General features: G+C 75.1%; 9 protein-coding genes. 5 read left to right on the top strand and 4 right to left on the bottom strand.

The window, feature by feature from the left end; all coding sequences use genetic code 11:
• Positions 1-33: 33 nt before the first annotated feature.
• Both ACFP3V_RS03295 and ACFP3V_RS03290 read left to right on the top strand, forming a co-directional pair.
• Positions 34-2,067 (top strand): SPFH domain-containing protein, encoded by a 2,034-nt coding sequence (locus ACFP3V_RS03295; protein WP_380579475.1) that lies wholly within the window; start codon positions 34-36, stop codon positions 2,065-2,067.
• 39 nt (positions 2,068-2,106) lie between these two features.
• Entirely contained in the window at positions 2,107-6,861 is a 4,755-nt protein-coding gene (locus ACFP3V_RS03290; protein WP_380579473.1) for a DNA repair ATPase, read from the top strand.
• On the opposite strand, the gene ACFP3V_RS03285 is transcribed toward ACFP3V_RS03290, so the two are convergent.
• Entirely contained in the window at positions 6,795-7,832 is a 1,038-nt protein-coding gene (locus ACFP3V_RS03285; protein WP_380579472.1) for a PucR family transcriptional regulator, read from the bottom strand. The genes ACFP3V_RS03290 and ACFP3V_RS03285 overlap by 67 nt on opposite strands.
• A gap of 136 nt (positions 7,833-7,968) precedes the next feature.
• Between ACFP3V_RS03285 and ACFP3V_RS03280 the strand changes: the two genes are divergently transcribed.
• Positions 7,969-8,271, top strand: coding sequence for a hypothetical protein (locus ACFP3V_RS03280; RefSeq protein ID WP_380579470.1), 303 nt, complete (start codon positions 7,969-7,971; stop codon positions 8,269-8,271).
• On the opposite strand, the gene ACFP3V_RS03275 is transcribed toward ACFP3V_RS03280, so the two are convergent.
• The 3 genes from ACFP3V_RS03275 to ACFP3V_RS03265 form a co-directional block, all read right to left on the bottom strand.
• The gene (locus ACFP3V_RS03275; RefSeq protein WP_380579468.1) at positions 8,261-8,971 is read right to left on the bottom strand and encodes an HAD family hydrolase; all 711 of its coding nucleotides are present in this window, start codon (positions 8,969-8,971) and stop codon (positions 8,261-8,263) included. The two genes, ACFP3V_RS03280 and ACFP3V_RS03275, sit on opposite strands and share 11 nt — an antisense overlap.
• A gap of 10 nt (positions 8,972-8,981) precedes the next feature.
• The gene (thrS, locus tag ACFP3V_RS03270) at positions 8,982-10,199 is read right to left on the bottom strand and encodes a threonine--tRNA ligase (protein ID WP_380579466.1); all 1,218 of its coding nucleotides are present in this window, start codon (positions 10,197-10,199) and stop codon (positions 8,982-8,984) included.
• A 212-nt stretch (positions 10,200-10,411) separates the two neighbouring features.
• Positions 10,412-10,771: a YybH family protein gene (locus tag ACFP3V_RS03265; RefSeq protein ID WP_380579464.1), complete on the bottom strand. Its 360-nt coding sequence runs from the start codon at positions 10,769-10,771 to the stop codon at positions 10,412-10,414.
• A gap of 70 nt (positions 10,772-10,841) precedes the next feature.
• On the opposite strand from ACFP3V_RS03265, the gene ACFP3V_RS03260 reads away from it, so the two are divergent.
• Together ACFP3V_RS03260 and ACFP3V_RS03255 are read left to right on the top strand one after the other, a co-directional pair.
• Complete coding sequence (locus tag ACFP3V_RS03260) at positions 10,842-11,747, top strand: LysR family transcriptional regulator (protein WP_380579462.1); 906 nt, start codon at positions 10,842-10,844, stop codon at positions 11,745-11,747.
• A 5-nt stretch (positions 11,748-11,752) separates the two neighbouring features.
• On the top strand, positions 11,753-12,715 hold the full coding sequence (locus ACFP3V_RS03255) for an SGNH/GDSL hydrolase family protein (RefSeq protein ID WP_380579460.1): 963 nt from the start codon (positions 11,753-11,755) through the stop codon (positions 12,713-12,715).
• Positions 12,716-12,745: the final 30 nt, after the last annotated feature.

Here is a 12,745-nt window from a genome sequence, read left to right as displayed (position 1 = left end):
GCCACTTCTTCACCACCCATCAAGGGAACACCCATGTCTGTCGTCTCCATCGGAATCGGCGTACTCGTCGCCGTCCTGCTGCTCATCGGCCTGGGCACGCTGCTGCTCTTCGGCCGGCTGTTCCGCAAGGTCGTGCAGGGAGAGGCGCTGATCGTCTCCAAGCCCAAGAGCGTCGACGTGACCTTCACCGGGGCCCTGGTCCTGCCGATGATGCATCGGGCCGAGGTCATGGACATCTCCGTCAAGACCATCGAGATCTCCCGCACCGGGCGGGAGGGGATGATCTGCCGGGACAACATCCGCGCCGACATCCAGATCACCTTCTTCGTGCGGGTGAACAAGACCGCCGAGGACGTCATCAAGGTGGCCCAGGCCATCGGCACCGAGCGGGCCAGCCACCAGGAGACGCTGCAGACCCTGTTCAGCGCCAAGTTCGCCGAGGCCCTGCGCACCGTCGGCAAGCAGCTCGACTTCGCCGACCTCTACACCAAGCGCGAGGAGTTCCGGGACCGCATCGTCGCCGCCATCGGGACCGACCTGAACGGGTACCACCTCGAGGACGCGGCGATCGACCACCTGGAACAGACGCCGATGGCGCAGCTGGACCCGTCCAACATCCTCGACGCGCAGGGCATCCGCAAGATCACCGAGCTGACCGCGCTCGAGCACATCCGTACCAACGACTTCCAGCGCAACGAGCAGATGGAGATCACCCGCCAGGACGTGGACGCCCGCGAGGCGGTCCTGGAGCTGGAGCGCCGCCGCGCCGAGGCGGAGATCCGGCAGCGCAAGGGGATCGAGACGCTGCGCGCCCAGGAGGAGGCGGCGACCGCCCAGGTACAGGAGGAGGAGCGGCTCAAGGCGCACAGCGCCCTGCTGCGCACCGAGGAACTGCTGGGCGTGCAGCGGGAGAACCAGCAGCGGGAGATCGCCGTCGCGGAGAAGAACCGCGAGCGGGTCCTGGCCGTGGAGACCGAGCGGATCGAGAAGGACCGGCTGCTCGAGGTGGTCAACCGCGAACGCGAAGTGCAGCTCGCCAAGGCCGAGATGGAGAAGGAGGTCGAGGCGGAGCGCCGGGGTGTGGCCGAGGTGGTGCGCGAGCGGGTGGCCGTGGAGCGGACCGTGGCCGAGCAGGAGGAGGAGATCAAGCGGGTCCGGGTGGTGCAGGAGGCCGAGCGCACCCGTCAGAGCGTCATCATCGCGGCCGAGGCGGAGGCCCAGGAGCGGCTGGTCAAGGACATCAAGGCGGCCGAGGCCGCCGAGCAGGCCGCGCACCTGCGGGCCAAGGAGCAGCTGGTGCTGGCCGAAGCCGCGCAGAAGAGCGCCGAGTTGGAGGCGGCGGCCGCCGTCCGCCGGGCCGAGGGCGAGCGGGCGCTGGCCGGGGCCGAGGGGCTCGCGCAGGCCGAGGTGATGGAGCGTCAGGCGCTCGCCGAGGCCGCGGGCGTCCGGGCCCGGCTCGAAGGGGAGGCGGCCGGCCTGCGGGAGAAGGCCGTCGCCGTGGAGAAGGTGGGCCTGGCCGAGGCCGCGGTCGCGGAGAGCAAGGCCAACGCCGAGGCCGCGGGCATCCGCGAAAGGCTGCTGGGCGAGGCCGTGGGCCTCAAGGAGAAGGCCGCCGCGATGGCCGCACTGGACGAGGTCTCCCGTACGCACGAGGAGTTCCGGCTCCGGCTGGCCGCGGACAAGGAGGTGCGGCTGGCCGCGCTGGAGGTCCAGCAGAAGGTCGCCGAGTCGCAGGCGACCGTGCTGGCCGCCGGACTGGAGAGCGCGGACATCGACATCGTCGGCGGTGACAGCGTCTTCCTGGAGCGGCTGGTCAACGCGGTGTCCTTCGGGAAGTCGCTGGACGGCGCCGTCGCCGGCTCGCAGACCGTCCAGGTGCTGGGCGCGGACTGGCTCAACGGCGAGAAGAGCTTCACCGGCGACGCCACCGAGGTGCTGCGCTCCCTCGCGGCCGGGGGGCCGTGGAACCTGGCCCTGCTGATGAAGCTGCTCGGCGGCGCCGCGCCGGAAGGCGCTGCCCCGGCCGTGCCGGACCCGGTGCAGCTGGCCAACGGAAGCGCCAAGTAGGACCCGCGGCAAGGCAGTTCGGAGGAACAGGAAGCAGTGATGGGCGTCGAGGACGGCACCTACCGGATCCTGCAGGCACGGCTCGCCGACCGTGCCGCGGAGCTGGGGCGGCGGGCGGGCAAGCTCAACTCCCAGCGGCAGGAGGTGTTCGGCGCCCGCGGCTGGGAGCTGACCGGCACCGCCCGGCCGCGCACCGAGGGCGAGGGCGCCGCCTGCGGCGTCGTCGCCGTCCGGCCCGGCGTGCTGCTCCTCGGCACGACCGCGCCGGACCTGGCCTCCGGGCTGCTCTCGCTGCACGCCGGGGACGGCTCCGCGCTGGAGCCCGGGGCCGTCCCCGGCCTGCTGGACGACGAACGCTTCCACCGCGACCTGGCGGAACTGCTGCGGTACTTCCGCGACGCGCGGCTCGCCGAGCTGGTGCGCACTCCCGCCGGGCGGCTGCTCGCCGTCTTCCGCACCGGCGGGAACGAGGGCGACCTGCGGGCGTTCGGCTGGCAGGTGACGGACCGCCGGGTCGAGTACCTGGGCAACCACGGTGAACGCGACCTGCCCCGGCCAGCCGACTCCGAACTGGACTGGACGACCGCGGGACGCGAGCACCACGACCGCGGCCGGATCCGGATCGAGGGCGCGGCGGGAGCGGTCTCCGTCGCGGCCACCGGAGGCAGCCTGACCGTCCACGCGCTGCCCGGCGACGCGCCGCTGTACCAGGAGCCCGTGGACGACCCGCTGCAGAGCCTCGCCGACGCGGCCGTCGCCTATGCGGTCGCCGGTCCGCTGCTGGTGCTGCGGGTGCGCCCCTACAACGAGCATGCCGACCGCTACCTCGTCGTCAACACCCGGACCGGGACCGTGCGCAGGCAGGACTCGCTGGCCCGGGGCGCACGGCTGCTCCCCGCCGAGCAGGGCCTGATCTTCCCCGGCGGCTACGAGCTGGCCGACGGCGGCCACCGCAGCTTCCGGCTCGCCGAGGGCCTGCGCTTCGAGGACGTGCTGGTCTCGCCCGACGGCGAGGACCTGCTCTACGTACTGCGCGACCCGGCTGCCGCGCAGGTGCTGCTGCTGCCGTGGAACACGGTGCGCCGCGAGGCCGCCGCCGCCCTGCACGGCGCCGGTCACACCCTGCTGCCCGACGGCACGCTCGTGCTGCTCCGGCCGGACCGCGAACCCGTGCGCACCCACGAACTGCAGCTCTGGGACACCCCGTTCGCCTCCGCCGAGCACGCCGCCGCCCAAGCCGCGCGGGACGACGGTCCCCTGGCCCGGATCGGCAACGCCGACCTGGTGCGCGGGATCGCCGACTGCCTCGACGTCGTCCGCACCGCCACGGCGGCCGCCGAGCAGGAACCGGCCGCCGCCGCACCGGACCTCGTCCTCGACGCCTGCGCCCGGGCCAGCGACCGCCACTACTGGCTCGCGGACCTCGGCCTGCTCGAACCGCTCGCGGAACTCCAGGCTGCGGCCGAGCAGTTGGCGGCCGAGCAGGCCCGGGTCCGACAGCTCGCCGCCCGCGCCGCACAGGCCCTGGAACAGGCGGCGGAGCAGGCGGCCTCGCTCGTCCGCCGCTCCCAGGGCGAGCCTCCGGCAGACGCCGAGGGCTGGACCGCCCTGCTCGCACAGCTGCGCCGGACCCAGGGCGGCACCCGCACCCTGCGCGAGATCCCCCGAATCGACCTGGCCGCACTGGAGTCGGTGGAGCAGCGGCTCGCGGACGAGCTGGCCGCCGCCACCGGACGCGCCTTCGCCTTCTTCGCCGCCCCCGACGCCTTCGCCGCTCCGCTCGCCGCCGCCCGCCGCGCCGCCGAGGACGCCGCCGCGGCGGTCACCGCCACCGAGGCCGACCGGCTCGGCGAGCGGCTCACCGAGCAGGCCGAGGTGCTGACCACCGTCACCGACCTGGTCACCGACGCCGTCGCCGCCGACCCCGCCGCCGGAACCGCCGTGCTGCTGGCGATCGGTGAGGTGCTGGCCGCGGTCAACCGGGCCCGGGCCGTCCTCGCGGGCCGCAGGCGGGAGCTGCTCGACGCCGAGCACCGCGCCGCCCACGCCGCGGAGTCCGCGCTGCTGGCCCAGGCCACCGCCGCCGCGCTGGCCGCCGCCGACAGCCCTGCCTCCTGCGACGGGCAACTGGCCCGGCTGCTGCTGCGGGTGGACGGCCTGGAGGCCCGCTTCGCGGAAGCCGAGGCCCTCGCCGCCGCCCTGGCCCGGCGCCGCGAGGAGATCCAGCAGGCCTTCACCGCCCGGCGGCAGACCCTGCTGGACGAGGCGGCCACCCGCGCCGGACGCGTCGCCGCCTCGGCGGCGCGCGCCCTGGAGGCGCTGCGTCGCCGCCTGCGGGCCCTGTCCTCCGCGGACGACATCCACGCCGCGCTGGCCGCCGACCCGATGGCGGTCCGGGTCCGCGCCGCCGCCGACGAGCTGCGCGGCCTCGACGACCCGGTCCACGCCCAGGAGTTGGAGGACGGCCTGCTCGCCGCCGTCCGCTCCGCCCTGCGCGAGCTGCGCGACCGCACCGACCTCAGCGACGACGGCGGCGCCACCGTCCGGCTCGGCCGCCACCGCTTCGCGGTGCGCTGCGAACCCGTCGAACTCACCCTCCAGCCGGACGGGGACGGCCTGGCCTTCGTCGTCACCGGCACCGGCTACCGCCGCCGTGCGGACCTGTCCGCGCTGCCCGCGCTGGCCGACGGCCGGGCGTTCTGGAACCAGCCCCTGGTCAGCGAGGACCCCACGCTCTACCGGTCCGAGTACCTGGCCGCCCTGCTGCTGCCGCGGGCCGCCCAGGAGGGCAGCGACGGCGAGGCGTTGACGGCCCTGGTCCGCCGGGCCGCCGAACGCGCCTACGACGAGGGCTACGAGCGCGGCGTCCACGACCACGACGCCGCGGCCGTCCTCGGCGCGCTGGTGCGCCTGCGCGCCCGGGCCGGGCTGCTGGAGCACCCCGCGCCGGTGCGGGCGGCCGCCCAGCTGTTCTGGGCCCACGCCACCACGCCCGCCCAGCGGGCCGCCTGGCAGCGCCGCGCCCGCTCGCTCACGCTGGCCCGCGCCGCCTACGGTCCCGACGCGCAGGCCCCCGCCGCTGCCGCCCGCACCGCCCTGGCCGGCGAACTCTCCGAAGCCGTCGCCGAGTTCACCGCCGACCGCGGCCTGCCGCCCACCGACCCCGCGGGCGCCTACCTGGTGGACGAACTCGCCGACCCCCGCGACGGCTTCGCCGTCAGCGCCGCCGGCCGCACCCTGCTCGACGCCTTCCGGCGCACTGAAGCCGCGTCCGTGCTCACGGCCGACCTCGACGCGCTCGCCGCCGACCTGCCCGCCCGCCGCCAACTCGCCGCCGCCTGGCTGGAGTCCTACGCCGCCACCCGGGAGGACCCGGACGGGGTGCCCGAAGCCGTGGCCGAGCTGTGCGCACCCGCCCTGCCGCGCTACGAGATCGCCGTCCCGGTGGCCGAGACGGTCACCGGCCTGCTCGGCAGCCACCCCCGCGTCCGCGACGGCTCGCTCACCGTCCGGATCGACGAACTGCCGTACCGTGCCCGCGCGTTCCGCGAGCACCGGGTGCCGGCCTTCCGTGCCTACCAGCGACAGCGCACGGAAGTCCTGGCCGCCGAGCGGGACCGGCTGCGCCTGGACGAGCACCGGCCCCGGCCGCTGGCCGGGTTCGTCCGCAACCAGCTGATCGACCGGGTCTACCTGCCGCTCGTCGGCGACAGCCTGGCCAAGCAGCTCGGCACCGTCGACGCGGCCGCCACCGCCGACCGCAGCGGCCTGCTGCTGCTCCTGTCCCCGCCCGGCTACGGCAAGACCACGCTGCTGGAGTACGTCGCCGACCGGCTAGGGCTGCTCATGGTCCGGGTGGACGGGCCCGCCCTGGGCAGCGGGACCCGTTCGCTCGACCCGGACCGGGCCCCCGACGCGGCCGCCCGCCGCGAGGTCGAGAAGATCGTCTTCGCGCTGGAGGCGGGCAGCAACGTCCTGCTCCACCTCGACGACATCCAGCACCTCTCCGCCGAGCTGCTGCAGAAGTTCATCCCGCTGTGCGACGCCCAGCGCCGCATCGAGGCCGTCAGCGACGGCACGGCCCGCAGCTACGACCTGCGCGGCCGCCGCTTCGCCGTCTGCCTGGCCGGTAACCCGCACACCGCGGACGGGCGGCGCTTCCGGATCCCTGACATGCTGGCCAACCGCGCCGACGTGTGGAACCTGGGCGAGGTGCTGACGGGCCATCAGGACCTGTTCGCGCTCTCCTTCCTGGAGAACGCCCTCGCCGCCCATCCGGTGCTGGCACCGCTCGCCGGCGCCGAACCCGCCGACCTGCGGCTGCTCGTCGCCCTCGCCGACGGCGACCCCGGCGCCCAGGCCGACCGGCTCGGCCGCGCCGTGCCCGACCTGGAGCGGGCGGTCGCCGCCCTCGCCCGGCTGCGGCAGGTGCAGCGCACCGTCCTCGCCGTCAACCAGGCCTACATCGACTCAGCCGCGCAGGAGGACCGCGACCGCGGCGAACCGCCCTTCCTGCTCCAGGGCTCCTACCGGACCATGGCCCGCCTGGCCGCCCGGATCGACCCGGTGCAGAGCGAGGCCGAGGTCGAGGCGCTGCTCGACGACTTCTACCTCGCCGAGGCCCGCGGCCTGGGCAGCGCGGCGGAGGCCAACCTGCTCAAGCTGGCGCTGCTGCGCGGGCGGGCCACCCCCGAGCAGGCCGCCCGCTGGCGCCGCCTGTGCGCCACCTACGCCCCCGCGGCCGAAGGCCAGCCCAGCAGCCTGGCCCCGAGTACGGCGGTCTCCAGCGTGTAGCGCTGCAGCGCGTCGTCCGGGTCCAGGCCGGTCAGCCGGACCACCCGGGCGACGCGGTAGGCCAGCGCGCGCACGCTGATCCCGAGCCGCCGCGCGGCCTCGGCGGACACGTAGCGGGAGTCGGCGTAGGCCGTCAGCGTCTCCAGCAGCGGTTCGGCCCCGCCCCGGGCCGCCAGCATCGGGCCGAGCACGGTGTGCACCAGCTCCTCCAGCGCCTCGCGGTCGCGCAGCAGCACCGGCAGCACCAGCAGATCCGCGGCATGCAGCAACTGGGCGGGCAGATCCAGCTGTTGGGCGTGCTCGAGCGCGGTCCTGGCCTCCTCGTAGGAGTGCAGCACGCCGCCCGGGCCGCTGTGCGGCCGGCCCACGACCACCCGGCGGCCCTTCGTCAGCTCCGCGAAGGCCTTGACCGCGGCGTCCTCCCCCGGACCCGAGGGCGTGATGCACACCAGTCGCCCGTGCTTGACCGCCAGCAGCACCTCCTGCTCGCCGAAGCGGCCGAGCAACTGCCGCTCCAGCGCCCGGACCAGAGGGTCCTCCAGGTCGTAGCCGTCGCCGTCGGCCACCGCGACGACATGGGCGCAGGCCAGGTTGATCCCGAAGCGCTCGGCGTGCTCGGCGAGCCGGCCCAGGTCGCTGCCGCTGCTCAGCAGGTCCGCCACGAAGGCCCGGCGGGCCGCCTCCTCCTGGTGCAGCCGCTCCCGGTAGGCGCGCCCGTGCCCGGCCGCGAGCGCGGCCAGCCCGGCGCGCAGCGCAGTCATCGAGGCGGCGTCCAGCTCCCGGCCGACCCACGCCCGGCCCGCCGCGGCCAGCCGCTCGTCCACCAGCTCCGCCAGTCCCCGCCCGGCCTCCGCGGCGCGGTCGCCCTCGGCGCGCAGCGCCTCCAGTTCCTCGCGCCGCAGCCGCCGCCCGCTTCCGGCGACGTCCTCCAGCAGCCGGGCCCAGGCCCCGTCCTCCGCCGCCGTACCCAACTCCCCGTTCCCTCTCCGCCCGTGCCCAGAAATGCGACGCGCCAGCGTACCGGCCGTCCGCGCGGTTGTGGTGCCGCGGTACCGGGCGGACGCTGGAACCAGCGGCGGGCGACCAGCGGGAGAAGGTGCGGACGCCATGAGCTTCGTGCAGATCATCGACTTCGAGACCACGCGCACCGAGGAGATGGACAAGCTCTTCGACGAGTGGATGCAGACCACCACCGGCAGGCGGACCGCCTCGCACGACCTGCACACGCAGGACCGCGACCGGCCCGGGCACTACGTCGAGATCGTCGAGTTCCCCTCCTACGAGGAGGCCATGCGCAACAGCGAGATGCCCGAGACCCAGCAGTTCGCCGCCCGGATGCGGGAACTGTGCTCGGGCGAGCCCCGCTTCATGAACCTCGACGTGCTCCGCGACGCGGACCTCAGGTCCTGACCGGCGGCCGGCCGCCGGTCAGCGCCTCGACCACCGCGGCCGTGTCGGTCAGGTCGGGCAGGGTGACGTCGGCCCCCGCGGCGGCCAGCCGGTCCGCCGGATACGGCCCGGTGGCCACCGCCACCGCGCGGGCGCCCACCGCCCGCGCGGCGGCGATGTCGCGCAGGGTGTCGCCGACGATGACGGTGTCCGCTCCGGTGAAGGTGGAGCCGTGCACGCGAGAGGCCCGGTCCAGGGCGAACGGCGGCAGGTCGACGCGCTCGTACGCGTCCTCCCCGTAAGCGCCGATGGCCAGGTCGAGGTGGCCGTCCAGACCGAAGACGGAGAGCTTGAGCAGGGCCACCCGGCGCAGGTTGCCGGTGAGCACGGACTGGTGCAGGCCCGGCACGTCCTGAAGGGCCGTCAGCGCCGCGACCGCGCCCGGCAGAGCGCGGCCCGCCGCCGCCAACGCGTCGGCGCGGGCATGGAGTTCGGCGTCGATCAGCTCCAGGAACGCGTGCAGCGGCTCGCCCTCCGCCGGCAGGCCGTGGGCGCGCAGCACCTCCGAGGCCGCGGCCAGTTCGGTGCGGCCGTCGAACTGCCAGGGTTCGGTGAGCTCGCGGCCGGTCGCGGCACGGAACGCGGCGGCGTACGCGTGCCGCGACACCTGGCCCCCGTCGATCAGCGTGTGGTCGACGTCCCACAGGATCAGCGTCGTCATGGCCGTGAGCCTACGGCCACAGGTCGGCCTCCTGGCCGGCCACCACCGCGCTGATCCGGGCCGGCAGCTCCGCCGCCGCGAGCGGGCCCGGCTGGCGGCCGTCGCGGAGCCGGAGCGAGGCGAGGCCGTCGGCGGCCTCCTTGGGGCCGACCACCGCCTGGTAGGGCACGAGCCGGGCCTGCCGGATCCGCGCTCCGAGGCTGCCCTCGTCCGGCCGCAGCAGCACCGCCCGCAGGTCGGCGGCGCGCGCCTGCGCCAACAGCGCCTCCGCCTCCGGCAGTTGCCCGGCCGCGACCGGCAGCACCGCCAGCTGCACCGGAGCCAGCCACGCCGGGAAGGCCCCGCCGTGGACCTCGATCAGCTGGGCCACCGCCCGCTCCACACTGCCGATGATGCTCCGGTGCACCATCACCGGCCGGTGCCGGGCCCCGTCGGGGCCGACGTACTCCAGCCCGAACTGCTCCGGCTGGTGGAAGTCGACCTGCACGGTGGACAGGGTGGCCTCGCGGCCCGCGTGGTCGGCGATCTGGACGTCGATCTTCGGCCCGTAGAAGGCCGCCTCGCCGGGGCCGGGCTCCCAGGCGACCCCGGACGCCTCCAGCACCTCCTCCAGCAGCGCGGTCGCCCGCTCCCACAACTGCGGTGCGGCGACGTACTTCCCGCCCGGCCCGGGCAGCGAGAGCCGGAAGCGGACCGGCTCGAAGCCGAGCGCCGCGTAGGCGCGGCGGATCAGCGCCAGGGCCGCGGCCGCCTCATCGGCGGCCTGGTCGAGGGTGCAGAAGATGTGGGCGTCGTTGAGCTGGATCGACCGGACCCGGGTCAGGCCGCCCAGCACGCCGGACCGCTCCGAACGGAACATCCCGCCCAACTCGGCCATCCGCAAGGGCAGTTCCCGGTAGGAGCGGGAGCGGGACCGGAAGATCAGCGCGTGGTGCGGGCAGAGGCTGGGCCGCAGCAGCAACTGCTCGTCGCCGCCCAGGTCCATGGGCGGGAACATGTCCTCGCTGTAGTGGGACCAGTGCCCGGAGATCTCGTAGAGCTCGCGCTTGCCCAGCACCGGCGAATAGACGTGCTGGTAGCCGGCCCGCCGCTCCTCGCGGCGGATGTACTCCTCCAGCGCGTGGCGGATCGCGGCGCCGTCGGGCAGCCAGTAGGGCAGGCCGGCGCCCATCAGCGGGTCGGAGTCGAAGAGGCCGAGCTCGCGGCCGAGGCGGCGATGGTCGTGCATGGCAACCCTCCTGGGGTCCAACGGGGTTGGGGTCTGGGAGGGACGAGCGCGGACGCGGCGAAGCCCCGGGGCGCTCGCCCCGGGGCTTCGTGCGGAAGACAGCTGTCAGCGCGCCGGGACGGGATCCGGCGTCGTCGTGGAGTCGGCGTGGCCGCCCGCGCGCTTCATGCGGCACAGGGTAGCCCGGGGCGGCGCAGCCGGGCCACCGGTTTTCACGGCCGCCGGAACTCCGGCTGGTCCAGCACCCGCAGCCAGCTGCCGTCCGGCTGCCGGCGGGCCACCTGGGCGCGGGCGCCGGTGCCGTCCTTGGGCGGGGTGGACGTGAGCGCCAGCTCGCCGCTGACCAGGGTGGGCAGCGGGGGCTCCGGCTCGAAGTGCGGACGGTTGGCGAGGATCTTCTCCCACAGCTCGCGGATGGCCTCCCGGCCGACGGTCGTGCTGCCGGGCGGATAGGCCATGACCGCGTCCGCCTCGTAGAGGGAGGCGATGCCCGCCGCGTCACCGTTGTTGGCGTGCTCGACGAAGAGGCGGGTGAGGTCCTCGGGCTGCATGGCTCGCTCGTAGGTCGTCATGCGTCCAGGGTCGTCCCCGCCCGGCCAGAAGTCCAACAGATGGTTCTGATGACTACTAGAATCACTGCTTGTGGAACTGAGGCAGCTGGAGTACTTCGTCGCGGTGGCCGAGGAGGCCAACTTCACCCGTGCGGCCGAGCGCGTGCACATCTCCCAGTCCGGTGTCAGTGCGCAGATCCGGGCGCTGGAGCACGAGTTGGGCATGCCGCTGATCGACCGGGCGGCCCGCCGCGCGGCCCTGACCGCCGCCGGGTCCGCCGCCCTCCCGCACGCCCGCGCCGCGCTCGCCGCCGCGGACGCCGTGCGCAAGGCCGTGGACGAGGTCGCCGGGGTGACCCGTGGCGCACTGGCCGTCGGCATGGTCTCCGGCTGCACGGTCACGCCCTTCTTCGACGCCCTGGCCGCCTTCCACCGGGCCCACCCGGGCGTCGCCCTGCGGCTCTTCGAGGACGACTCGGCCCGGCTGCTCGCGCAGGTCCGCTCCGGCCGCGCCGACCTGGCCCTGGTCGGTCTCCCCGACGGCGTCCCCGGCGACCTCGGCGGCCTGGCCGTGACCGCGGAACGGCTGGTCGCCGCCGTGCCGGAGGACCATCCGCTGGCGCGGCGTCAGGGGACCACCCTGGCCGAGCTGCTGAGCCACCCGCTGGTCTGCATGCCACCGGGCACCGGCATCCGAGCGGTGCTGGACCGCGCCTGTGCGGAGCAGGGGCTGCACCCGGAGATCACCCTGGAGGCGGCGGCTCCGCCGGCCGTCGCCGACCTGGCCCGCCTCGGGCTCGGGGTGGGCGTCCTCTCGGAGAGCATGGTCCGGCCCCCGCTGACGGCGGTGCCGATCACCGACGCCACCGGACCGGCCGTACTCGCCCTCGTCTGGTCCAGGGCCCCCAACCCCGCCCTGGACCGGCTGGTGCGGGAGCTGTGCCGCGCCTTCGGCAAGCGTCAGGCACACTCGGGAGAGGACGGCGAGGAGGAGTAGACGGGGTGGAGCTGCGGCGGGCCAAGACGGCGGGGCTGATCGCGGGCGTCCTGGCGGGCACGGTGGCCCTGGGCGGCTGCCAGGCCGCCCAGGTGACACGCAGTCAGGACGGCGGCCCCGGCGCGCCCGTGCGCGTCACCGGCCCTTACGTGGCGCTGGGCGACTCCTACACCGCGGGCCCCCGCATCCCGGACGCCACCGGCACCCCGGTCGGCTGCCTGCGCTCCGACGCCAACTACCCGCACCTGGTCGCCAAGGCCCTGGGCCTGTCCGGCAGTACGCAGTTCCGCGACGTCAGCTGCAGCAGCGCGCGCGTGGCCGACCTGACCCGGCCCCAGAAGACCGCCGACGGCACCAACCCGCCCCAGCTGGACGCCCTCAACTCCGCGACCAGGCTGGTCACGGTCGGCATCGGCGGCAACGACGTCGGCTTCGCCTCGCTGCTCGGCGCGTGCGTGCAGGCGGGGCTGGAGTACCAGCTCAGCGCGGGCGGCAGGAACGCTGCGCACGGCGTCGCGCCGTGCCAGGCGGAGTACACCTCCTCCGGCGCGGACGAGATCGCCGCCCGGATCACCAAGGCGGGCGGAAAGGTCGCCGCCCTGCTGGCCCAGGTGCGCGAACGCGCCCCGCACGCACGGGTGTTCGTGGTCGGCTACCCCGCGATCCTGTCCGAGGGCGACCCGGGCTCCTGCACCGGGACACTGGGCCTGACGGCCGGCGACACGCTCTACCTGGCAGCGGAGGAGGAAGCACTCAACGCCCGGCTGCAGCAGGTGGCGACAGCGGCGGGTGCCCGGTTCGTCGACACGTACACGGCGTCGGCCACGCATTCCGCCTGCACGGACGCGCAGACGCGCTGGGTGGAACCCCTCTTCCCGGCCAGCCCCGCTGCGCCGGCACATCCGAACGCCCGGGGCGAGGCGGCGCTGGCCGCCGCGGTCCTCAAGGCCATGCGGTCGCCCCGCTAGTTGCACCCCCGCAGGGGCGCGGGGATCCCC

The organism is Streptacidiphilus monticola, assembly GCF_042658505.1.
Taxonomy (GTDB): Bacteria; Actinomycetota; Actinomycetes; order Streptomycetales; family Streptomycetaceae; genus Streptacidiphilus; species Streptacidiphilus monticola.
Note: the sequence above shows the minus strand (reverse complement) of the source record. Positions and strands in the feature narration are given on the sequence as shown.

What these genes read in the sequence shown, in the direction of transcription:
- ACFP3V_RS03295 (WP_380579475.1), top strand. Translation starts at nt 34, where the DNA reads ATGTCTGTCGTCTCCATCGGAATCGGCGTACTCGTCGCCGTCCTGCTG.
- ACFP3V_RS03290 (WP_380579473.1), top strand. Translation starts at nt 2,107, where the DNA reads ATGGGCGTCGAGGACGGCACCTACCGGATCCTGCAGGCACGGCTCGCC.
- ACFP3V_RS03280 (WP_380579470.1), top strand. Translation starts at nt 7,969, where the DNA reads ATGAGCTTCGTGCAGATCATCGACTTCGAGACCACGCGCACCGAGGAG.
- ACFP3V_RS03275 (WP_380579468.1), bottom strand. Translation starts at nt 8,971, where the DNA reads ATGACGACGCTGATCCTGTGGGACGTCGACCACACGCTGATCGACGGG.
- thrS (WP_380579466.1), bottom strand. Translation starts at nt 10,199, where the DNA reads ATGCACGACCATCGCCGCCTCGGCCGCGAGCTCGGCCTCTTCGACTCC.
- ACFP3V_RS03265 (WP_380579464.1), bottom strand. Translation starts at nt 10,771, where the DNA reads ATGACGACCTACGAGCGAGCCATGCAGCCCGAGGACCTCACCCGCCTC.